The organism is Kribbella sp. NBC_01510 (assembly GCF_045040325.1).
Lineage (GTDB): Bacteria > Actinomycetota > Actinomycetes > Propionibacteriales > Kribbellaceae > Kribbella.
In genome coordinates this window covers 5,828,270-5,849,619 of the sequence record NZ_CP109418.1, presented here as the reverse complement: position 1 = coordinate 5,849,619, position 21,350 = coordinate 5,828,270, and the positions used below count along the sequence as shown (strand labels likewise).

Sequence of the window (21,350 nt, the reverse complement as noted above, 5' to 3'; positions counted from 1 at the left end):
TGGAGCCGGCTACGGGACGGTCGGGGTCGGGTGGAGCCGGCTACGGGACGGTCGGGGTCGGGTGGAGCCGGCTACGGGACGGTCGGGGTCGGGTGGAGCCGGCTACGGGACGGTCGGGGTCGGGTGGAGCCGGCTACGGGACGGTCGGGGTCGGGTGGAGCCGGCTACGGGGCGGTCGGGGTCGGGTGGAGTCGGCTACGGGGCGGTCATCAGGTTGATCAGCCGGAGGAGCTCGGCGGTCGGCGCGAGATCGCCGAGGATGATCACCTTCAGTACGGCGCGCTCCTCGTCGTACACGGTCTCGACGCGGAGCCGGCCGATCCCGCTCTGATTGAGGGATCCGACCACGTGCGTGCTGATCCGGTCGGCGCCGGCCCGATCGATCGCGTCGATGTGCACGATGCTCGACGCCTCCACGTGCCGCTTCGTCTCGTCCACCTCGAGGGCGGCCGCGGTCGTGCCGGTGAAGGCCTCCAGGTCCTCGCGGGTGATCCGGTACTGCTTCCCGATCCGGACGGCCTTCAACCGGCCGTCGCGCACGTAGTTCCGGATCGTGCGGACGTGCAGCCCGAGCCGGTTGGCCACCTGCTCGACCGAGTACAGCTCCTGAGGCATGTTCATCAGACTACGGCAGGTTCCTTAGAATTCCCTATAAATAGCAAGATAGGGATCTTTTAGGTACTTTAGACGAATGATCGACGAGCTGAGTGGGGTGCGGGTGTTCGTGAGTGACGTGCGGGTGGGCGACGATCGCGACGCGGTCCAGCTCATCGCGCGGGCGCACTACGAGCACCAGGCCGAATGGGTCGCGTTCACACCGGAGCAACTGGGTGACGACTTCTTCGAACTGCGCACCGGCCGGGCGGGCGCGATCGCGCAGAAGTTCGTGGACTACCGGATGGGCCTGGCCGTGGTCGGCGACATCGCGGGCCGGACTGCGGCCAGCACGTCGCTGGCGGACTGGGTGCGGGAGAGCAACCGCGGGCGGAGCCTGTGGTTCGTGCCGGACCTGGACGCGCTGGCCGCGCGGCTACACGGTGGGCAGTGAGCTCAGCAGGGCCGGGGTCTTCGCATCGGCCGGCTGGTGGATGAGGACGCGGAGCTGACCGGAGTTCGTGATGTCCTCGGTGAAGATCTGCAGAGCCACGTCGACGGTGTCGTGGTCGTGGTCGAGCAGGTGCTGCAGACCGGCCCAGAAGACGATCTCCGGCTCGCCGGTGGACCGGTCGCTGAGTGAGTCGGCGAGGGCGTCCCAGTTCCGGCCGAACCAGCGTGGCAGGTCGAACGCGGTCGCGCAGAGGTCGAGGAACCCCGCCTTGTCGTGGATCTCGCCGGTGTCCAGCAGGACGAAGTCCCACCCCGCCGCCATGACGTCACGACGTACCTGCTCCGGCGTCCGATCCGACCGCCAGCGGTAGACCCCGGGACGCAGTCCGTCAGCCAGCAACGTGCGCAGGTCGGTCATGAGGTCCCCCCGTCTTCCGTGATTCGGCGGAAGGATTTGTAGTGGTCGTCGGAGTAGTAACGCTGACCACCGGTGCCGGTCACGATCCGGCGGGCACCACGGTCCTTCTCGCCCGGTGTCGTCACGGTGTACTCGTGGTAGTAGCCGCGGTCGTGCTTCGGCAGGAGCTTCTCGAGGTTGCCGAAGACCACGCCGTCTCGGCTGTACGGATACGGTCCGCCCTGGTCGATCAGCTCGAGCGTGGCCTGCGCCTCCTTCGGCAGGTCCGCTACCGCGACGATCTTCAGGCCGCTCTCCGGGTCGGTGCTGCCCGACGCCGACGGCTTGGCGGCAGCACAGCCGAACAGGGACGCCGCCAGGGTGATCACCAGCATCGCGATCACCACGATCGCGACGATCCGCGCGGTCTTCGGGTTGTTGATCACCCGGCGTCCCGCAACCGCCGGCTGAACTCCGCGGCCGCCGCGCCCGGGTCGTCCGCGGCGGTGATCGCGCGGACGACGACCACTCGGGTGGCACCGGACTCGAGGACCTGGTCCAGCCGATCGAGATCGATGCCACCGATCGCGAACCACGGCTTCGCCTGCGGACGGCTGGCGGCGTACGAGACCAGCTCGAGACCGGCGGCCTGCCGGCCGGGCTTGGTCGGGGTCTCCCAGGTGGGGCCGACACAGAAGTAGTCGGAGCCCTGCTCGGTCACGGCGGCATTCACCTGGCTGAACGTATGCGTGGAGCGTCCGACGATCGGCTCCGCACCGATGATCGCTCGAGCCGCGTGCACCGGCAGATCCCGCTGGCCCAGATGCAGTACGTCGGCTCCCGCGGCGAAAGCGATGTCCGCCCGGTCGTTGACCGCCAGCAGCTTGCCGTGCCGCTTGCAGGCGTCCGCGAACACCTCAAGGGCCGCCAGCTCGTCCGCAGCCTCCATCTCCTTCTGGCGCAACTGCACGATGTCCACGCCACCGGCCAGTGCGGCATCCAGGAACTGCTCGAGATCGCCCTGCTTCTCACGCGCATCCGTGCACAGGTAGAGACGCGCGTCGGCCAGTCGGTCGCTGTGGTCAGTCACACCCCAAAGCCTGCCATGACCCGCCAGACGTAGGCTTACGGCATGCCTGTGTTCATGGCCGGGCCTCCGGCGCCGGCGCGGTCATGGGGCTTTGACTCCCGGTCTTCCCTCGTCGCTCCGGTCGCTGCGCTCCCTGCGCTCCTCAGTCCAGACCGGGACGCCCCATGACCGAGCACACGTCCGATGTGGTGGTGATCGGCGCCGGGCTGATCGGTCTGGCGACTGCCTGGCGGCTGGCCGCAGACGGTATGCAGGTGACGGTATGCGACCCGACGCCGGGCGCCCAGACCTCCGCGGTCGCCGCCGGCATGCTCGCCCCGGTCACCGAGGTGGAGTACGGCGAGGACGACCTGCTGGCCCTCAACCTGGCCGGTGTCAACGCCTGGCCGGCGTTCGCGGCCGAACTGGAGGAGCTGACCGGACTGTCGGCAGGTCTGCACCAGACCGGCACACTGTCCGTCGCGTACGACGTCGACGACGCAGCCGCGTTGCGCCGGCTCGCCGACTACCAGCGGCGGCTCGGGCTCGAGGTCGAGGAGCTGTCCGGTCGCGATGCGCGTCGACGCGAGCCCCTGCTCGCAGCGGGCGTCTCCGGTGGCGTCTGGGTCCCAGGCGACCACTCCGTCGACAACAGGCAAGCAGTCGAGGCACTCCGCCGCGCTATCGACCTCTCCAGCGTTCTGCTCATCCGCCAGCGGGTAGCCCGCGTGATCACCTCCGGTACGACGGCTGTCGGCGTACAGCTGGACAACGGGGACACTGTGCATGCCGGGCACGTGATCGCCGCGACCGGTCCTTGGTCGTCGCAGTTGGAAGGCATTCCGGATGAGCTGCGGCCGCCCGTGCGGCCAGTGAAGGGTGAGGTGCTGCGGCTGCGGGTGCCTGAGGCGTACCGGCCCGCACTGCGGCACACCGTACGCGCGACGGCGCGAGGCTTCTCGGTTTACCTGGTGCCGCGGCCGGGTGGCGAGCTGGTCGTTGGTGCGACCACCTCTGAGCTCGGCTACGACACCCGCGTGCTCGCCGGTGGCGTGTTCGCCTTGCTGCGGGACGCCCGGACCGTGTTGCCGATCATCGACGAACTGGAGCTGGTGGAGACGATCGCCGGACTTCGGCCCGCCACACCGGACAACGCACCGATCCTGGGGCCGTCCGGTCTGGATCGGTTGCTGTGGGCAACTGGGCACTACCGCAACGGCGTCCTGCTCACTCCGATCACCGCGCAGATCATCGCCGACACAGTCCGCACCGGAGTCCTGCCAGAGCTCGGGAAACCCTTCTTGGGCAGCCGGTTCGGCCAGTCCGGCCACTGAGGCCTCCCGGTTGCCCTGAGCAACGGGAAGCTTGTGAACCACAACCATGTAGTTCAGCCTTGAATTGTAACCATTGAGTTACAGGCGTAACAAGCACCCCATGCACCCCTGTTGTCACATCAGCATCAGCACTTACGGTCAAGTGACGTTCACACGGGGAGATGGATATGCGAAGCGTCGTACGAATACTGACCGGAATCGCAGTACCGGTGCTGACCGCGGCCGTGATCACCGCCGGCTCACCGGGCTTCGGCGCCTACAAGGTGAAGGATGGCGACACCCTCAGCCACATCGCCAGTCGCTACGGCACCAGCGTCAAGACACTGGTCGCGCTGAACAACCTGCCCGGCAACGGCAACGCGATCTACGCCGGTGAGGTGCTGAAGATCCCCGGCAAGGGCAGCACGACCGCGGCGCGTCCGGCCAAGCGATCCCAGCTCGGCCGGGTCACGTATATCGTCAAACCAGGCGACACCATCTCGAAGATCGCCAAGCACTACAAGTGCTCCCAGGCAAACCTGCTGGCCGCCAACAAACTACGGTCGAGCGACCGCATCTACGCCGGCAAGCCGCTGCAGGTCCCGGTCAAGATCCGGCCGAAGGCCAAAGCGCCGGCGAAGAACAAGAGCAACACCTTCGCCGGCCGCACGTACGCCGACCACATCGTCGCGCGCGCCAACCGCAACCGCGCGATCCTGAAGAACCGCAAGCTGCCGACCCGCTCCCAGCTCCGCAGCCTGATCGTCAACACCTCGAAGCGGTACGGCGTCGACCCGGAGCTCGCGCTGGCGGTGAGCTGGCAGGAGTCCGGCTGGAAGCAGCGGGTGGTCTCCCCCGCCAACGCGGTCGGCGCGATGCAGGTGATCCCGTCGACCGGCAAGTTCGCCTCGAGCATCGCCGGCCGCGAACTGGACCTGCTCAGGCCGCAGGACAACGTCACCGCCGGAGTGGTGCTGCTGGACCGGCTGACCGGCGCCGCGCGGCTCGATATCGCGGTCGCGGGCTACTACCAGGGCCTCGGCGGCGTGAGGAAGAACGGGATGTACCCGGACACGAAGCTGTATGTGAAGAACGTGCTCCGGATCAAGGCCCAGCTCGAACGCGGGTGGGATCCCCTGCGGTGAGCCTGGCGCTGTCACGCTGCGCCGTTATCTACACTCTCTGAGCAGAACGGTTTGGAGAGGCGGCTCACCGCAAGTGACGGACGACGTGGGGACGCAGGTCAGCGACCGCCTTGTCGGGCGGGTGCTCGACGGACGGTACCGCGTCGGCGCGCGCGTCGCCAAGGGCGGCATGGCCACTGTCTACCAGGCTCTCGACATGCGGCTGGACCGGACCGTCGCGCTCAAGGTGATGCACGACGGGCTCGGCGACGACGCCCAGTTCGCCCGCCGGTTCGTGGCCGAGGCCCGGGCCGCTGCCCGTCTCTCGCACCCGAATGTGGTGGCCGTCTTCGACCAGGGTGACGACGACGGGACCCTGTTCCTGGCCATGGAATACGTTCCCGGTCGCACACTGCGGGACGTGATCCGCGACCAGGCGCCACTCTCCCCCGCCCGCGCGCTGGATCTGCTCGCCCCGATCCTGTCCGCGCTCTCGGCCGCCCACGATGCCGGCATCGTGCACCGCGACATCAAGCCCGAGAACGTGCTGATGTCCGACAAGGGCACAGTGAAGGTCGCCGACTTCGGTCTGGCCCGTGCGGTCAGCGCGACTGGCAACACCGCGACCCAAGGTCTCCTCATGGGCACGGTGTCGTATCTGGCGCCGGAGCTCGTCACCGACGGTAGTGCGGACGCCCGCTCGGACGTGTACTCGGCGGGCATCCTGCTGTACGAGATGCTCACGGGCAACAAGCCGCACTCCGGTGACACCCCGATCCAGGTCGCTTACGCGCACGTCCACGCCGACGTGCCCGCGCCGTCGCTGGAGCAGCCGGGCATCCCGCCGTACGTCGATGCACTCGTGCAGCGCGCGACGGCCCGGGACCGGGATCTGCGGCCGGCCGACGCGCGGGTGTTCAGTCGTCAGGTGCACCGCGTCCGCAGTGCGCTCGAGGAAGGGGTGCCGGACGACCCTGAGCTCACCGGCGACCTGACCGTGCCGATCCAGCAGATCCGCCAGGACAGCGGGTACGACGACGGTTACACGCGCGGAGTGCCTGAGTCGACCGACCAGAACGTCCTGCGTCACGACACGATCGTCGTACCGGTGGAGAAGGGCCGGCCGACCGGCACTCCGATGCAAGCGCCCCTGCAGCAACGCAGAGGGCGCGGACCGATTGCGCTGATCCTCATCCTGGTCGCCGCCATCGCCATCGGCACCGCGGCCTGGTATTACGGCATCCACCGCTACACCTCCACGCCGGACCTGGTGAACATGGTCCCCGCGGCCGCGGCCACCAAGGCCGAGCAGTCCGGCCTGCGGACCACTGTGGACAACCAGGACTTCTCCGAGGACGTGCGCAAGGGTGACGTGATGCGGACCGACCCCGCCCCGGGTGACCGGATCCGCAAGAACGGTGAGATCGGTCTCACCGTCTCCAAGGGCCCCGAGCGGTACCGCGTGCCGCAGCTGGTCGGGCTGCAGCTGGACGCCGCTCAGCAGGCGCTCGCCCCGATCAAGCTGAACACCGGGCAGATCAACGGGGTGTACAGCGAGACCGTGCCGAACGGCCGCGTGATCGCGATCAGCCCGAAGTTCAACACCGTCGTGAAGCCGGGCGACGCGATCAACTTCGCGGTCAGCAAGGGCAAGAAGCCGATCAACGTGCCGGACTGGACCGGGAAGAGCTACCGGGACGCGAACAAGGCCCTGCGCAAGCTCGGTTTCCTCGTCGGCCGCACCGAGCAGTACGACGAGAAGGTGCCCGAGGGCAACGTGATCACCCAGACGCCCAACAGCGGCACGCTGTTCGCCAAGGACAAGGTCCAGATGGTGGTGTCGAAGGGCCCGCCGCTGGTGGACGTGCCGAATGTCAAGCGGAAGAGCACCGCCGAGGCGCAGCAGATCCTCACCGGCGCGGGCTTCGTCGTGAAGGTGGAGAAGGCGCCGTTCAACCTCGGCCTGAACATCGTCGCGGCGCAGAACCCCGGCGCGGGTAAGAAGGCCCAGCCGGGCACCACTGTCACCATTACAGTGCTGTAGCTCGTTTTGGTGCTTACCCCGGGCGTCTGATGAGATGTCCGGCGTGAATCACCCGCGGATCGCCGTACTCGCCCTGCTCGCGGTGGCGGCGGCGTGGGGATCCACGTTCTTCCTGACCAAGGATCTGCTCACCAGGATGGACGTCGCCGACTACCTGGCGTTGCGATTCCTGATCGCCTCGGTCGCGCTCGTCCTGGTCCACCCGCCGGCGATCTCCCGGTTGAGCCGCCTCGACCGCGGCCGGGCCATTGCCCTCGGGATCACCTACGGCATCGCGCAGCTGGTCCAGACCGAGGGCCTGCGGCACACCTCGGCCAGCGTGTCCGGCTTCGTCACCGGCATGTACGTCGTCTTCACCCCGCTGCTGGCCGCGGTCATCCTGCGCCACAAGATCGGCCGCTGGGCCTGGGTCGCCGTGATCCTCGCCACGGTCGGCCTCGGCGTCCTGTCGCTGAACGGCTTCAGCATGGGCACCGGCGAGCTGCTCACGCTCGCGTCGGCCGGCCTGTACGCCCTGCACATCATCGGGCTCGGCGCCTGGTCCACACCCCAGAACGCCTTCGGCCTGTCGTCCCTCCAGATGATCGTGATCACCTGCGTCTGTGCCATCGGCGCGCTGCCCGGCGGCTTCACCGTCCCGAGCACCGGCGGCGACTGGGTCAGTGTGATCTACATGGCACTGATCGCAGGCGCGCTCGCACTGATCGTGCAAACCTGGGCGCAGGCACATCTCAACCCGACACGGGCGGCGATCGCGATGACAATGGAACCGGTGTTCGCGTCGGCCTTCGCAGTCCTGTTCGGGTCCGAGAGCGTCACCTGGAGGATGCTGGTCGGTGGCGCCCTGGTGCTGTCGGCGATGTATCTGGTGGAGCTCGCACCGCGGCGCAAGATCGAGGCCGAGGTGCAGCACCTCGCACAATAGGCGGGTCAGGAGGGGCGATGCGGCAGGGGAATGAGGGGCGGGGCTTTGCGGCCGTCGTCATCATCGTGCTGCTCGCGTTCCTGGCCGCGGGGACAGCGAGCAACCTGGTCCGCAATCCGCAACCGCGGCTGGTCGCCGACGGAGTCCCGGGCCGTACGGCGCCCCACACGACCTCGTCGCTGGGCGGTGGCGGCGAACAGTACGGCGATCTGATCCGTCACGCTCTGTCCGACCTCGACGCCCTCACCCTGCCGAGCGGCGCGACTCTCGCGGGCTGGGACGGGCCGTGGCGCTACGTCTGGCCGAGGGACGCGTCGTTCGTCGCCGCGGCCCGCTGCTCGATCGGCCAGTACGACGAAGCCTTCAAGGTGCTGTCCTTTCTCAACGGCGTCCGGCCGCGGACCGGGCGCTGGGAAGCCCGCTACACCGAGACCGGCGGCCTGATCGGCGACGGCCGCGAACCCCAGCTGGACGGCTCCGGATGGGTGCTCTGGGCAACATGGTTCTGCCGGGGCGGTAGCAGGTACTGGGAGCTGGTCCGCGAGTCGGCCGAGCAGATCGTCGCCGAGCTCAACGCGGACGGCCTGCCCGGTCCGTCGGCCGACTACTGGGAACGACCCGAGTCGCAGGTGACCCTGGGCACGGTCGCGCCGCTGCTGGCCGGCCTTCGCTGCGCGGTCCTGATCGCCACCGAGCAGCACCGCCCGGACGAGGCCACCCGGTGGCGCGCCGCGCTCGACAAGTTGTCCAAGGCAACTGATCGGGCCTTCGGGCCGGACTATCCACGCACTCCGGGCCGCGCGACGAGCTTCGTCGAGCCGGGCGTCGACCCCGTCCAGCTCGGCGGTGGCGCCGACGCGATCATCACCGTCCTGGGGCCGCCGTTCGCGCCGGCCCGGGAGGCCGTGTCCACGGCGATCGACCGGGCGCGCGCCGTACTGACGCAGCCCAATGGTGGTGTGACACCTGGTGAGGACTGGCGGGCGGACGGGGTTTCCTGGACACCGCAGACGGCGCTGTTCGCGCTGAGCGCGGCGGCTCGCGGAGACGACACGACAGCCGATGCGTTGCTGACCTGGCTCGACCGGCACCGCACCAGCACCGGCGCCCTGCCGGAGAAGGTCAACCGTGATCTGCAACCGGCCGGCGAGGCTCCGCTCAGCTGGACCGCGGCCCTCGTGGTCCTCGCCGGCACGGCGCTGCAGAACGCGCTGCCGACTCCCGGTTAGCAGATCTCCATCACGTCGTGCGTCGGCGCGTCCGGTCGCGCCGTACTGATCCTGGCCGAGTAGAAGAACGCGGTCGACGCGATGTCGTCCCGCAGCGGGAGGTAGCGGCCGCCAGAGCGCCAGCCCAGCGCCTGGACGTCGGCACGAAGCTTCTCCTTGAAGCGGATCGGGTCAGGTAGGTGGAAGCGATACATGCCGAACCGCTGCTGGCTCGCGTACTGCCCGTCCGGCCGGATCACCTGCGGCATGCCGAGGTACGGCGTACTGAACTCGGTGTAGCCACCCAGGTGAGGGACGTCGAAGTTCCACGCGCCACCGAAGTAGTCCTCGGTCCCGGTACCGCAGATGGTCGGGAACTCGTCGTCGCCGTCGAGGTAGAACTTCACCTCGCCCTCACCCCACCAGCCGCTGCTGTTGACGCCCCACGCGAGGTAGGTGCCGACGTAGTGCCCCGGACCCTCGACGCCGTCCAGCAGGGTGTGGACGGTCTTGTCCGGCAGCGGGTTGCTCCGGCGCCACTGCGCGTGCAGGTACGCCGATTTGTCCGGTACGGCGCCCAGCCAGTAGTCGACCTGAAAGTAGACGACGACCTTCTCGTCGTGGGTGTTCTCGAGGGTCAGCGTGGCCCGCTCGGTGAACGGCATCTCCCAGTAGCTGTTGAAGCCGCCGTTCGGGTTCACCGCGACGGGCAGCGAGTTCACCTGGGCGAACTTGCCCCAGCCGGAGCAGAAGAAGTCGCCGACGGGAGTCTCGATCGCCGGCGACTGGTCGCCGTCCCAGTGCGCCCGCAGCACCAGCCGCCGCCAGTTGTCAACGTGCGTGGTCAGCCAGATGTGGGTGATGCAGCCGGACCCGGCGATGTCGGCCAGTGTGGCGGTCTCGCCCGGACCGATCTCGATCGACGGCGAGACCTTCCAGCCCTGACCCAGATCCCGGGCCGCGTGGGCGCCGGTCCCCTCGGTCCGCCGCCCACCCTGGCCCGGCTCGCCGGTCGGGTTCTCCGCACTGATGGAGCGCGACTCGACGTCGGCGAGCGCGCTGATGCCGGACAGATTCCCAAGAGTCATACCCGCGACCCTAAGACGGCCGTGGGTCGACAAGAAATCGATTGCCCGCCAACTGGAATAGGCTGTGCTTCGCGACACGGGATGGCGGACGACCCGGATCGGGCGCCGAACGGGCGGATCCTGCGGAACGAGCCGCCGTCGGTGCTCGAGTACGAATGGGCCGGCGAGATCTTGACCTGGGAGATCACCGGAACGGCGGAGGGAAGCCGGCTCGTGTTCACCTGTCCGAGCCGGACGCCGCCGGACCGGCCGCCGCCGGGTGGGAAGCCGGGCTCGTGGTCGTCGAGGCCCAACTGGAAGGCACGCCGATCACCTGGAACCCACTGGACCGCGCCGAGGACCTCGCCCGCCGGACCTAACCGCGCACCAAGGAAAGGAACAGCCGGGGCCAGCCGCGTGCCTAAACCACCGGGCGGCGGGAGCCGCGTGCCTGAGGGCAGCCGGGACGTAGTCGCGTGCCTAAGGACAGGACGTATATCTGTGCTGTGCTGCCGTCCTCCGCCTGGGAGCCGGTCGGCGATGGCCGCTCGACCGACTACCTCCTGTCTTCGGTGCAGCTCAGCAGGCGCGGACCTCGGCGTCGAGGCCGTTGACAAAGGAGACGCACGCCCGCGGGCGGCCCTGGTCGGGCTTGGCGCGGACGATGAGCGGGAACGCGTCCGCGCCACGGACCTGCGGGCTCTTCTCCGTCTTGAGCGAGCCGACGGCACCACCGCGGGCTTCGGCCGCGGCCTTCACGTCGGCGACCGTGACGGCGCTGCGAGCGTCCTTCATGGCCGCGTTCTTCGCGTCGGTCGCGACCGCGAGCGCGAAGTCGATCTCCGGCGGCGTCGCCCAGGTTGTCGTCGTGACCGGGAAGACCAGGCCGAACATCAGCAAGCCGATCGCGGTGATGACCAGCCGGAACTGCCGGCTCTGATCGGTGAGCAGCAGCGCGGTGCAGCACAGCGCGAGGAACAAGGTGAGCCCGCGCAGAATCCAGTGCCGATCGAGTCTGCTGTCCACCGCCAGCGCCGCACCGAGGGCGATCGCCACACAGAGAACCGCGGCGAGAAGGGCACGGACGCGCGGCGACACGGATTGCATGCCGCAGACGATAACGCCCCACCGCAGTACCGGGCTCGTGGAGCGTCTCGTGACGCCGCGCATCTGTCAGAAGGAGGTCGTGAGATCCTGCGTCCGACCGGTCGCGGAGGCTCGGTACGCGGACTCGATGATGTCGATCACATGGCGCGCGTGTTCGGCGGTGACGATCGAGGGCTTGTCTTCACGGACCCAGTCGACCAGCTGCATGACGTCCTCATATACATGTTGCTCCTCGATCTCGCGATGCACGCCGGTCACGTGCGGAAGCAGAGCCTGGTTGCCCGTCCCGCGGGGCGAGAGCTCGGAGGGGTTGCGGTTGGGGAAGTCGAACGGCTCGCCGTTGAGCAGCAGTCCGTCGATCGTCCCGGTCGTTCCGTAGTACGCACCGCCGAAGCCGCCCCGCATCAGTCCCGCGGCGGTCCCGGTCGCGACGCAGAAGAGGTTGTCGCCGAAGTCGATCAGCACGATGGTGTTGTCGTCGGCGTCCGTCTGGACGTCCACTCCTCCGCTGGTGCGCACGGGAACCCGTACGCCGGACATCGCCGTCACTCGCTTGGCCGGGCCGAGGATCCCGGTCACGGCGTGCAGCGCGTACACCGTCATGTCGTACATCGGTCCGCCCCCGGGCTTGCGGAAGTACCACGACGGATCGATGTTCGTCAGTACGTCGTTGCCGCTCCGCACGGACTCGTCCTCGTGATAGGTACCGAACGCCGCGCCGCAGCTCACCCAGGACAGCGTGCCGATGGCGCCCTCGGCGATCAGCTCGCGGGTCCGGACGTGATGGGGGCGCAGCATCTCCCCCGGCGAGGCGACGATCCGCAGGTCGTTGGCGGCCGCGAGATCGATGAGTTCGGTCGCCTCGGCGACCGTGATCGTCATGGTCTTGTTGAAGTGCACGTGCTTCCCGGCCTGCAACGCGAGCTTGCCCTGCTCGTAGTGCAAACCAATCGGCGAGGCGATCGTGACAGCGTCGACATCCCCACGAGCCAGCAGGTCCTCATACTCCGTAAACCCCTGCTCGACCCCAAACTTCTCAGCCGCCGCATCCGCCCGCCCCGGCACCGGATCGCACACCGCAGCAAGCGTCACCCGCCCCGCAAGATCCGCCTGCCCCAGATGCGGAAGAATCCCCCGCACCGAAATACTCCCCGCCCCGACCACACCCATCCGCACCGTGTCCGCCATGCACCTGATCCTCCCACGCGGCGCCACGCCCGGCCCCTCCGTCGCCGCGCCGCCCCACGCTGCCTTCCGCAGGGAGCAGGCGCCTAGCTGGCTACCGGCTGCGTCGCGGCCACGCCGGCGAAGAGGTCGCGGGCGCGGTCAGCAGCCCCCTGGTCGGTCAGCACCTCCCCCGGACGGTTGCCATAGGCAAGTAGCTCGCCACCCCAGTGCATGCCCAGGTAATCCGAGATCAGCCGCAGTGTTCCGAGCATCGGTTCGACCTCGGCCGGATCCTTCGCCGTGTGGGCGCAGATCGCCCACAGCGTCTTGCCCCGCATCCGGGCCCGGAAGTCCACTCCCGGCACTCGCATCCAGCCCGATCAGTGGTCGAAGTACTCCTTCACTGCCGCCGACACGGTGAACCAGTACAGCGGCGACGCGATCACCAGGTCGGTCGCATCCAGCGTTGCCTCCAGCAACCGCCGATGATCACCGCAAGGGATCGGATACACACCATCACCGTCGTGCCGGATGTCACGGAACGGCTCGAGGTCAAGGTCGCTCAGCCGCAGCCAGGTCTGGCCGACCTCGGCCGGCAGGTGTTCCGCCGCGGACCGCGCCAGCGCCTCGGTATTGCCACCGGGACGCGTCGTCCCCTCGAGAAACAGGAAGCTGCGGCCCACCGGCTCACTCCTAATCTATGCACATGCAACTGTTGCACAAGCTTACAGAGGGCGTAAGCCATCTGTCACCCCTCGGCCTTGCACACCGGCGCCGGCGAGGGGTTAGCGGAGTCTGGCGGCGGCTGCGCGTAAGCCGTCCAGGAGGGGCGTGGTGGGTCGGCCGATCAGGTGGCGCAATCGGTCGGTCGCCTCCGCCGAGACGCCGGCCGCGACATCCGCATCCAACTGGACAAGGAAGTCGATGGTCGGGCCGTCGACGCCGCTCGCCCTGAGCACCTCGGCGTGTTCGGCCGGCGAGAGGTCCTGGTACGTCACCGGCGTACCGAGCACGTCCGCGACTGTCGCGGCGAGTTCGGGATAGGTCCAGGACGTGTCGCCGGTCAACTCGTAGGCCACGTTCTCGTGTCCGGCACTCGAGAGGACGACAGCGGCCGCCTCGGCGTAGTCGACGTGATCGGCGCTGGCCACCTTGCCGTCGCGCACACTGCCGATGATCGCTCCGGTGGTGCGGGCGGGCTCGAGGAACGGCACGTAGTTCTGGTGATACGAGTTGTTGCGCAGGATCGTGTACGTCAGGCCGGACTCACGGATCATCAACTCGGTGGCCTTGTGCTCGGCCACGATCGCGGTCTCACTCGTGTCCGCGTGTGGTGCGCTGGTGTAGACGATGCGGGACACCCCGGCCTGCTGGGCGGCCCGGATCACGTTCTCGTGCTGGGCCATCCGCTTGCCGAACTCGTTTCCGGAGATCAGCAACAGGACGTCGACGCCGGCGACGGCGGCATCGACCGCCGCGCGGTCGTCGTGGTCGGCGATGCGGGTCTGGACGGACTTCTCCAGCACTACCGGTACCTTGTCCGGGTTCCGCGCGATCGCCACGACGTGTTCGGCCGAGGTCCGGGCGAGCAACTGGTCGACGACCAGCCTTCCGAGCAGTCCGGTGGCACCCGTGACCGCAATGAGATCCGACATGATGCTTTCCCTCCACAGCTTGCTACCGACAACAATTCGTACTACGAACCATAATGGTTCGTAGTACGAACTGCAAATGTCCGGCAGGAAGGGTCCCCGGCATCAGGTCTGCGTCGCGGCACCGCCCGTCTCGTCCAACTCCAGGAAGACAGCGGGAGCCTCGTTGTCGAGTACGACGCGGCCCAACAGGCCCGCGAGGGCGTGCCGCTCGCCGGCACTCAGGCCCGCAGGCAGTTTGTCGATGCGCCGGCAGGTCTCCGCGTAGAACTCCTCCGCGACCACGTGGCCGCGCGGCGTCAGGGCGACTCGCACCGCCCGGGTGTCCCGCGGATCGGGCTCGCGCCGTACCAAACCGTTGCGCTCCGTGCGATCCACCAATCCGGTCATGCTCGACTTGGCCAGCCCCAGCATCATGCCCAGCGCGCTCATGCCGTACGGCTCGGCCATCAGCACACAGAGCAACTGCCCCTGCTGCGGCGTCAATCCACGCTCCCGGCTCGCCTGTGCGTAGACCGCATTCACCAGGAACGCCGAGCGAACCAGCCCGGCGACTACCCCGATCCGACCGTCATCATGCTTAGCCACGCTGCCACGCTAGCACTCGTTTCCCAGCTAATTCGTGACACGAACTATCCGGCTCCGGTCAGCTCCACGGGTCGAGGGCGAGCTTGCCGGAGGTTTGGCCGGCGCCGAGGCTCCGGAGGATCGCCGGGCCGTCGGCCAAAGGATGAATCCGGGGAGTGCCCGGGCGATACACACCTTGGGCGATGAGAGCGTTGATCTCGTCGAGCAGAGCCCGGTAGAGGGCGGGCGCGGCGGTGGCCAGTACGCCGATATGCAGGCCTTTCACCTGGACCTGATGGGTGAACACCAAGTCGTGCGTGGTCAGGCCGGCGTCCCCGGAGGCAGCCCCGAGTACGACGACTCGCCCGGTGAAGGGCTTGGTGACCGACAGGCTGACCTCGAACGTAGCCCGCCCGACAGACTCGAGGACCAGGTCGACGCCGCCTGTCAGTTGGGTGATCCGCTCAGCAAGGTCGGGCCGTGCGCTGTCCAGGACCTCGTCGGCCCCGAGCAGGCGGACAGCGTGATGCTTCGCCGGCGACGCCGTGGCAATGACGCGCGCACCATAGTGACGGGCGAGGCGTACGGCGGCCTGCCCGACTCCGCCGGCCGCCGCATGGATGAGCACCGTGTCACCTGTCCTGATCTCGCCCAGTGGCCGCAGTGCGGCCAGAGCGGTCGTCCAGTTCAGGACCATGCCGAGAGACTCCGCGTCGCTCCAGCCGGACGGGACGGGAAGCACTCCTGCGGCCGGCATCACCATGTACGCGGCGAAGGCCCCAAGGCCGACTCCGATGACGTGAGTACCAAGCGGGAGCGCACCTTCGACATCAGGTCCGACGCGACGATTTCGCCCGCCGCTTCGAAGCCCGCGACGTACGGCGCCTGCGGTCCGCCCGCATAGGTTCCATACGTCTGCATGACGTCCGCGAAGTTGACTCCGGCGGCGCCAACACGAATCAGGTACTCGCCCGTGCCTGGGGTGGGGACGCCCTGGTCGGTCCTGAGGAGCAGATCCTCCGGCCCACGCTGCGACCGCTGAAGCAGTGCCGGCATCGTCGTGCGGACGGCGTCTTGCTGGTCATTCATCGTCATGAGCCCGAAGCTACGAGCCTCACACTGATGTCAGGGTCAAGTCGATCGGGCGGTACGGCGGGCTTCGAGCAGGAAGGCATCGAGGGCCGACTGCTGGGCACCCAGGACTGCGATGCGTGCGGCGAGCCGATCGCGATAGCTCTGCACCTCGTCGAGGAACTCCGTCCGCAGCAGCTCGGCGCTCGCGCCGGGTGCGTCCATGAGCCGCGGCAGAACGTCCTTGATCAGTCGCACGGGCAGCCCGGACTCCAGCAGCGAGCGGATGACCTGGACACGCGTAATCGTGGACCGGCAGTAGTCGCGATACCCGTTACTGCACCGACCGGGGACGATCAGCCCTTCCTCTTCATAGAACCGCAACGACCTCGGGCTCACGCCACTGCTCCGGGCGGCTTCACCGATCTTCACAGTCGCATCCAACGCGCACAGTTCAGGCGAGATTCCACCCATTGCCCGACTGCGAACCCTTCGTGATTCCCGCAGCGGATCAGCGATGACGCCGATCCGCCGCGAGGTCGGCAGCGCCAGGATCGAGGGGAGTCCGCGCGATCTGCGGGCGACGAAGTATTCGTAACAGGAGGTTCAGCCCGATGCAGTTTCAGGCTGACGTCCTCGGCTCCCACGTGGTCGCTCCGGCCGCGGCCGAGATCACCGCCACCGGCGCCGCGTACGCCGCGGGGCTTGCGACCGGGTTCTGGTCGGGGCTGGACGAGCTGCGTGCGAACTACACCATCACGCACGGCTGGGAACCGCACATGAGTGCGGACGAACGGACGCGCGGCGTCGCCGCCTGGCGCATCGGCGTGGAGCGGACCCTGGACCTGGCCGGAAAAACGGGCTGAGGAATCGAGTCCGCTCGACCGCGGACGCCGACCGGTCGGTCGCGCGTGGGTCGGACCCTGTTAGAACGGGAGTTTGGGTTGGGGTGGGGCGTGGGTGGGGTCTACGCCGTCGAAGAGACTGCTGACGGATTCGCCCTCGTGGATGCGCTTGATGGCCTCGGCGAACAGGCCGGCGACCGAGCTGACCTGGAGTTCGGGGAAGCCGGCCGGGCGCGGCACGGTGTCAGTGCTGATCACCTCGGTGATCGACGGGTGCGATCGCAGCCGCTCGACTGCGGCGCCGGCGAACAGGCCGTGGGTGCAGGCGACGGCCGCCTGCGTGCAGCCGCGGTCCTTCAGTCGGTCCAGGAGTTCGATGATCGAGCCGCCCGTGGCGATCTCGTCGTCGAGGATGATCGCCCGCTTGCCGGCCACGTCCCCGACGATCGCGTCGATCACGACGCGGTCGTCGGCCAGGCGCTGCTTGCTGCCCGCCGCGACCGGGAGGCCGAGCAGCCGGGCGAACAGCGTCGCCGTCTTCGCGTTGCCCAGGTCCGGGCTGACGACGACGGTGTCGGTCAGATCGTGGTCGCGGAAGTGGTCCGCGAGTACGCCGATCGCCGTCAGGTGATCGACTGGGACCGAGAAGAAGCCGTGCACCTGGGGCGCGTGCAGGGCCATGGTCAAGACGCGGTCGACGCCGGCCGTCACCAGCAGGTCGGCGACCAGTCGGCCGCCGATCGAGATCCTGGAGGAGTCCTTCTTGTCCGACCGCGCGTACGCATAGTGCGGCATCACGGCGGTGATCTGCTGGGCCGACGCACCGCGCGCGGCGTCGATCATCAGCAGCAGCTCCATCAGGTGCTCCTGCGTCGGCGGCACCAGCGGTTGCACGATGTAGACGTCCCGCTGCCGGCAGTTCTCCTGGAGTTGCACCTGCAGACAGTCGTTGCTGAAACGATGGATTTCCACCGGTGCGAGCGGTACGCCGAGATCGGCACAGATCCGCTCCGCCAAACCAGTGTGGGCACTTCCGCTGAACACGACGATCTCTCGCACGGCTCTCCCCGAACGCTGCGACCACGACACCTGCACCCTATCTCGGGGCTCGGCTGATCGAGACCTCGGTGCTCAACTGACCAGGCGGGCGAGGGTTTCCGCGGCGGCGCGGCAGTCTTCGGTCGATGCGTCGAGGTGGGTTACCACGCGGAGGTGAGTGGGGCCGACGCCGCTGACCAACAGACCTGCGGAGCGGGCGGACTCGACCACTTGAGGCACGGGTGTGCCGGTGGCGGAGAGGTCGGCCACGACGATGTTGGTTTCCACCTGGTCGGGTTTGACCGAGCCGGGGGCGGCGTCGGCCAGGGTTTCCGCGATCAGGCGGGCGTTGGCGTGGTCTTCGGCGAGGCGCTCCACGTTGTGCTCGAGGGCGTAGAGGCCGGCGGCGGCCAGGACGCCCGCCTGTCGCCAGCCGGCGCCCAGGCGCTTACGCCAGACACGCGCCTCACGGATCAGCTCAGTCGAGCCGACCAGGACCGAGCCGACGGGCGCACCGAGGCCCTTGGAGAGGCAGACGCTCACGGCGGCAGCGCGAGAGGCGTACGCCGAGGCCGGGACACCGGCGGCCACGGACGCATTCCACAGCCGGGCGCCGTCCAGGTGGAGCGGCAGGCCGCGGGCGTCCAGTTCGTCGGCGAGAGCGTCGTACTGATGCTGGATGGCCCCACCACCGAAGTTGTGGGTGTTCTCGACCGAGACCGCCGAGGTGGTGACGAAGTACGGGCCGAGGTCCGGAGCGATCAGCGCGCGGATCTGCTCGAGGTCGATCTGTCCCGCCGGCGCTGACCACGTCCGCGTGGTGACCCCGCTGACGGCCGCGTGCGCGCCGAGCTCGGCGCGAACGATGTGCGCACTCGCTTCACACAGCACCTCGCCACCGCGAGGCACCAGCGCCCGTACGCCGAGCATGTTCGCGAGCGTCCCCGTCACGGTGAACAGCCCGGCCTCATGCCCGAGCAGCCCGGCGACTGTCTCCTCGAGCCGGTTGATCGTCGGGTCCTCGCCGTACACGTCGTCCCCGAGCGGTGCGGACGTCATCGCGGCCAGCATCCCCGCCGACGGGCGGGTGACCGTGTCGGACCGCAGATCGATCATGCCCGCACGCCACGCAGCCGCTCGGCGACCAGGAAGGCCAGCTCCAGCGACTGGTGCCGATTCAGTCGCGGGTCGCAGGCGGTCTCGTACCGATTCACGAGATCCTCCGCGACCAGCTCCTCGCCACCGCCGAGACACTCGGTCACGTCGTCCCCGGTGAGCTCCATGTGCACGCCGCCCGGCCAGGTGCCGACCTGCTCGTGGGCGTCGAAGAACCCCTGCACCTCGTCCATGACGTCGTCGAAGTTGCGGGTCTTGTACCCGTTCGGCGTCTCGTACGTGTTCCCGTGCATCGGGTCGCACACCCACGCGATCGGCGAACCGTGGTCCCGGACGGCCTCCAGCAGCGGCGGCAGCGCCGCGCGGATCTTGCCCGCGCCCATCCGGGTGATGAACGTGAGCCGGCCCTCGATCCCCTTCGGGTTCAGCTTGTCGATCAGGGTCCGGATGTACTCCGGCGTCGTGGTCGGCCCGATCTTCACGCCCAGCGGATTCGTCAGCGAGGCCAGGAACTCGACGTGTGCGCCGTCCAGCTGCCGCGTCCGCTCCCCCACCCACAGGAGGTGCCCGGAGACGTCGTACGGCTGCTCGGTGCGCGAATCGATCCGGGTCAGCGCGTGCTCGTACTCGAGGATCAGCGCCTCGTGTGACGCGTAGAAGTCGACGGTCCGGAACTCGTCCGAGGTTGCGCCGCAGGCCCGCATGAAGGCGAGGGCCCGCTCGATCTCGGACGCCAGCTGCTCGTAGCGCCGCCCGACCGGCGACGACTTCACGAAGTCGGTGTTCCACGCGTGCACCTGGTGCAGATCGGCGTACCCACCGGTGGTGAACGCGCGAGTCAGGTTCAGCGTCGCGGCGGCCGCGTTGTAGACGCCCCGTAGGCGCTGCGGATCCGGGATCCGCGCCTCGGGGGTGAACTCGAGTCCGTTGACGGCATCCCCGCGGTACGTCGGCAGCGTGACACCGTCCCGCGTCTCCAGGCCCGAGCTCCGCGGCTTGGCGTACTGACCCGCGATCCGGCCGACCTTCACGACCGGCACGCTCGCGGCGTACTGGAGTACGACGGACATCTGCAGCAGCACCCGCAGCTTGGCCCGGATGTTCTCCGCCGTCACACCTTCGAAGGTCTCCGCGCAATCGCCGCCCTGGAGGATGAACGCCTCGCCGCGCGTGACCGCCCCGATCTTCGTGGTCAGGTCGTCGCACTCACCCGCGAACACCAACGGCGGCAGCTTCCGCAGCTCGCCGATCACCTGATCCAGCACCCCCGCATCCGGCCACTCCGGCTGCTGCAGCGGCTTCAACGCCCGCAACTCGTCCAGACTCGGAACCCCCGGCACTTCCCCCGCCGTCAACGTCGCAAATTGCATGCGCTCAGCCTAAGCCAGCCCCACCACCCCCTCCGTAACCCGTCTCACCACCCCACGACGCGGAGTGGGGAGGATCTCCCTCCCGATCTAGGAGGGAAATACCCCCTGAGCGCCGCAAAGCCCACCAAGGTCCGGCGAGGCTGTCCACAGGGGGCAAGTCATCGTCCAACCGGCCAGGTGTCGCGGGCATGTTGTCGGTGTGGAGGGATTACAACAGGCGGACGACGAGCTGGTGCGGCGGTTCGTCGAGCTGCGCGGTCGGCAGCAGGGTGCTTTCAGCCGCGCCCAAGCGGTAGCGAGCGGGATCGACGACAGCACGCTGGCGCGGCGATGCCGGAATCGGCAGATCCGGCGAATCCATCAAGGCGTCTACGTGGACTTCACCGGCCCCTTGCCGTGGGCGACCAGGGCGTGGGCCGCTTGGCTGGCGTGCGGCCCGGAAGCCGCTTTGACCGGTGAGACCGCGTTGCGATGGCACGGGCTCAGCGGCGACTGGGACGATCGGACGATCCAGCTCGCGGTTCCTCAGAGCCGCAAGCTGGAGCGTCGGTCCGGCATCCGGATCACCCGTCACCAGGACTTCCCTTCGTGGCTCCAGGACGGGCGCGAGCCGAGCGTGGTTCGACTGGAGGTGGCGGTGCTGACCGCGGCTGCCGGTCGTCTCGCTCCGGATCGACGGGCGGCGCTTGTTCTCGACGTCTGCCGGCAACGGCGTACGACTCCGGACCGTTTGCTCGCCGAGTTGGCCCGCCTCCCGCGACTCCGTGGGCGGGCAACGCTGCTGCAGGTCCTCTCGGACGCCGCGTCCGGTGTGCAGTCGTTCCTCGAGCAGACCTACTTGATCCGCGTCGAGCGTGCCCACGGTCTGCCAGCTGCCAACCGGCAAGTCCGCGCGACCTACGGCAAGCAGGTCAACTACCGCGACGTCGAGTACGTTCCGTACGACGTGATCGCCGAGGTCGACGGTCGCACCGGTCATGCTGACGCCATGTCGACCTGGCGGGACATGCGCCGGGACAACACCGCGATGCTCCAAGGCAAGATCACGCTCCGCTTCGGGTACCAGCTGGTTTCCGACCCCTGTGCCGCCGCCGGCCAGATCGCCGCGGCGCTCACCCTCCGCGGCTGGCCCGGCGTCCTCGCCCCGTGCTCGCCGATCTGCTCCGCTCGTGGAGGCTTTTGAGCACCTCGTGGAGGGTTTCTGGCGCTATTCGGTGAAAACC

26 protein-coding genes are annotated in these 21,350 nt (G+C 68.5%); 9 read left to right on the top strand and 17 right to left on the bottom strand.

The features are described from left to right. Window positions 1-195 precede the first annotated feature (195 nt). The gene (locus tag OG558_RS29175) at window positions 196-615 is read right to left on the bottom strand and encodes a helix-turn-helix domain-containing protein (RefSeq protein ID WP_405065856.1); all 420 of its coding nucleotides are present in this window, start codon (window positions 613-615) and stop codon (window positions 196-198) included. Window positions 616-691: 76 nt separating this feature from the next. On the opposite strand from OG558_RS29175, the gene OG558_RS29170 reads away from it, so the two are divergent. Next, window positions 692-1,048 (top strand): DUF4180 domain-containing protein, encoded by a 357-nt coding sequence (locus OG558_RS29170; RefSeq protein ID WP_405065855.1) that lies wholly within the window; start codon window positions 692-694, stop codon window positions 1,046-1,048. Here OG558_RS29170 and OG558_RS29165 read toward each other — a convergent pair. From OG558_RS29165 to thiE, 3 genes are read right to left on the bottom strand one after another with little or no spacing between them, the layout of a single operon-like run. Continuing rightward, on the bottom strand, window positions 1,031-1,465 hold the full coding sequence (locus OG558_RS29165) for a barstar family protein (protein WP_405065854.1): 435 nt from the start codon (window positions 1,463-1,465) through the stop codon (window positions 1,031-1,033). The genes OG558_RS29170 and OG558_RS29165 overlap by 18 nt on opposite strands. After that, window positions 1,462-1,890: a ribonuclease domain-containing protein gene (locus OG558_RS29160; protein WP_405065853.1), complete on the bottom strand. Its 429-nt coding sequence runs from the start codon at window positions 1,888-1,890 to the stop codon at window positions 1,462-1,464. Before OG558_RS29160 ends, OG558_RS29165 begins: the two co-directional genes overlap by 4 nt. Further along, on the bottom strand, window positions 1,887-2,534 hold the full coding sequence (gene thiE / locus OG558_RS29155; protein WP_405065852.1) for a thiamine phosphate synthase: 648 nt from the start codon (window positions 2,532-2,534) through the stop codon (window positions 1,887-1,889). Before thiE ends, OG558_RS29160 begins: the two co-directional genes overlap by 4 nt. A 164-nt stretch (window positions 2,535-2,698) precedes the next feature. On the opposite strand from thiE, the gene thiO reads away from it, so the two are divergent. The 5 genes from thiO to OG558_RS29130 all read left to right on the top strand — a co-directional run bounded on the left by thiO (window position 2,699) and on the right by OG558_RS29130 (window position 9,148). Further along, window positions 2,699-3,847, top strand: a complete 1,149-nt coding sequence (thiO, locus tag OG558_RS29150) for a glycine oxidase ThiO (protein ID WP_405065851.1) — start codon at window positions 2,699-2,701, stop codon at window positions 3,845-3,847. Between the two features lie 167 nt (window positions 3,848-4,014). After that, window positions 4,015-4,971, top strand: coding sequence for a LysM peptidoglycan-binding domain-containing protein (locus tag OG558_RS29145; protein ID WP_405065850.1), 957 nt, complete (start codon window positions 4,015-4,017; stop codon window positions 4,969-4,971). Window positions 4,972-5,044: 73 nt separating this feature from the next. Then, window positions 5,045-6,994, top strand: coding sequence for a Stk1 family PASTA domain-containing Ser/Thr kinase (gene pknB, locus OG558_RS29140; RefSeq protein ID WP_405065849.1), 1,950 nt, complete (start codon window positions 5,045-5,047; stop codon window positions 6,992-6,994). Between the two features lie 43 nt (window positions 6,995-7,037). Next, window positions 7,038-7,919 (top strand): DMT family transporter, encoded by an 882-nt coding sequence (locus OG558_RS29135; protein WP_329475803.1) that lies wholly within the window; start codon window positions 7,038-7,040, stop codon window positions 7,917-7,919. Window positions 7,920-7,936: 17 nt separating this feature from the next. Beyond that, the gene (locus OG558_RS29130; RefSeq protein ID WP_329475802.1) at window positions 7,937-9,148 is read left to right on the top strand and encodes a glucoamylase; all 1,212 of its coding nucleotides are present in this window, start codon (window positions 7,937-7,939) and stop codon (window positions 9,146-9,148) included. Here the strand turns inward: OG558_RS29130 and OG558_RS29125 are convergent. Further along, the gene (locus OG558_RS29125; protein ID WP_405065848.1) at window positions 9,145-10,215 is read right to left on the bottom strand and encodes a glycoside hydrolase family 172 protein; all 1,071 of its coding nucleotides are present in this window, start codon (window positions 10,213-10,215) and stop codon (window positions 9,145-9,147) included. The two genes, OG558_RS29130 and OG558_RS29125, sit on opposite strands and share 4 nt — an antisense overlap. 155 nt (window positions 10,216-10,370) lie before the next feature. On the opposite strand from OG558_RS29125, the gene OG558_RS29120 reads away from it, so the two are divergent. Further along, window positions 10,371-10,574, top strand: coding sequence for a hypothetical protein (locus OG558_RS29120; RefSeq protein WP_405065847.1), 204 nt, complete (start codon window positions 10,371-10,373; stop codon window positions 10,572-10,574). Window positions 10,575-10,773: 199 nt separating this feature from the next. On the opposite strand, the gene OG558_RS29115 is transcribed toward OG558_RS29120, so the two are convergent. The 9 genes from OG558_RS29115 to OG558_RS29075 form a co-directional block, all read right to left on the bottom strand. Beyond that, the gene (locus OG558_RS29115; RefSeq protein ID WP_405065846.1) at window positions 10,774-11,301 is read right to left on the bottom strand and encodes a hypothetical protein; all 528 of its coding nucleotides are present in this window, start codon (window positions 11,299-11,301) and stop codon (window positions 10,774-10,776) included. A 66-nt stretch (window positions 11,302-11,367) separates the two neighbouring features. Further along, complete coding sequence (locus OG558_RS29110) at window positions 11,368-12,489, bottom strand: Gfo/Idh/MocA family protein (protein ID WP_405065845.1); 1,122 nt, start codon at window positions 12,487-12,489, stop codon at window positions 11,368-11,370. A gap of 83 nt (window positions 12,490-12,572) precedes the next feature. Further along, the gene (locus tag OG558_RS29105; protein ID WP_405065844.1) at window positions 12,573-12,839 is read right to left on the bottom strand and encodes a hypothetical protein; all 267 of its coding nucleotides are present in this window, start codon (window positions 12,837-12,839) and stop codon (window positions 12,573-12,575) included. A gap of 9 nt (window positions 12,840-12,848) precedes the next feature. Next, complete coding sequence (locus OG558_RS29100; RefSeq protein WP_405065843.1) at window positions 12,849-13,151, bottom strand: flavodoxin family protein; 303 nt, start codon at window positions 13,149-13,151, stop codon at window positions 12,849-12,851. A 102-nt stretch (window positions 13,152-13,253) separates the two neighbouring features. Beyond that, window positions 13,254-14,123 (bottom strand): SDR family oxidoreductase, encoded by an 870-nt coding sequence (locus OG558_RS29095; RefSeq protein WP_405065842.1) that lies wholly within the window; start codon window positions 14,121-14,123, stop codon window positions 13,254-13,256. A gap of 102 nt (window positions 14,124-14,225) precedes the next feature. Further along, window positions 14,226-14,708: a MarR family winged helix-turn-helix transcriptional regulator gene (locus tag OG558_RS29090; RefSeq protein ID WP_405065841.1), complete on the bottom strand. Its 483-nt coding sequence runs from the start codon at window positions 14,706-14,708 to the stop codon at window positions 14,226-14,228. A 58-nt stretch (window positions 14,709-14,766) separates the two neighbouring features. Next, the gene (locus OG558_RS29085; protein ID WP_405065840.1) at window positions 14,767-15,384 is read right to left on the bottom strand and encodes a zinc-binding dehydrogenase; all 618 of its coding nucleotides are present in this window, start codon (window positions 15,382-15,384) and stop codon (window positions 14,767-14,769) included. Between the two features lie 59 nt (window positions 15,385-15,443). Then, on the bottom strand, window positions 15,444-15,782 hold the full coding sequence (locus OG558_RS29080; RefSeq protein WP_405065839.1) for an alcohol dehydrogenase catalytic domain-containing protein: 339 nt from the start codon (window positions 15,780-15,782) through the stop codon (window positions 15,444-15,446). A 36-nt stretch (window positions 15,783-15,818) separates the two neighbouring features. After that, window positions 15,819-16,190, bottom strand: a complete 372-nt coding sequence (locus tag OG558_RS29075) for a MerR family transcriptional regulator (protein WP_405065838.1) — start codon at window positions 16,188-16,190, stop codon at window positions 15,819-15,821. Window positions 16,191-16,372: 182 nt separating this feature from the next. Between OG558_RS29075 and OG558_RS29070 the strand changes: the two genes are divergently transcribed. Continuing rightward, on the top strand, window positions 16,373-16,624 hold the full coding sequence (locus OG558_RS29070; protein ID WP_405065837.1) for a hypothetical protein: 252 nt from the start codon (window positions 16,373-16,375) through the stop codon (window positions 16,622-16,624). A 60-nt stretch (window positions 16,625-16,684) separates the two neighbouring features. Here OG558_RS29070 and OG558_RS29065 read toward each other — a convergent pair whose 3' ends face one another. The 3 genes from OG558_RS29065 to OG558_RS29055 form a co-directional block, all read right to left on the bottom strand. Continuing rightward, window positions 16,685-17,662: a ribose-phosphate pyrophosphokinase gene (locus tag OG558_RS29065; RefSeq protein WP_329475791.1), complete on the bottom strand. Its 978-nt coding sequence runs from the start codon at window positions 17,660-17,662 to the stop codon at window positions 16,685-16,687. 72 nt (window positions 17,663-17,734) lie between these two features. Further along, window positions 17,735-18,757 carry a threonine aldolase family protein gene (locus OG558_RS29060; protein ID WP_405065836.1) on the bottom strand — a complete coding sequence of 341 codons (1,023 nt, stop codon included), beginning with the start codon at window positions 18,755-18,757 and terminating at the stop codon, window positions 17,735-17,737. After that, window positions 18,754-20,127, bottom strand: a complete 1,374-nt coding sequence (locus OG558_RS29055) for a class II 3-deoxy-7-phosphoheptulonate synthase (RefSeq protein WP_405065835.1) — start codon at window positions 20,125-20,127, stop codon at window positions 18,754-18,756. The genes OG558_RS29060 and OG558_RS29055 overlap by 4 nt, the downstream gene beginning before the upstream one ends. Window positions 20,128-20,326: 199 nt before the next feature. On the opposite strand from OG558_RS29055, the gene OG558_RS29050 reads away from it, so the two are divergent. After that, window positions 20,327-21,310 (top strand): type IV toxin-antitoxin system AbiEi family antitoxin domain-containing protein, encoded by a 984-nt coding sequence (locus tag OG558_RS29050; RefSeq protein ID WP_405065834.1) that lies wholly within the window; start codon window positions 20,327-20,329, stop codon window positions 21,308-21,310. Window positions 21,311-21,350: the final 40 nt, after the last annotated feature.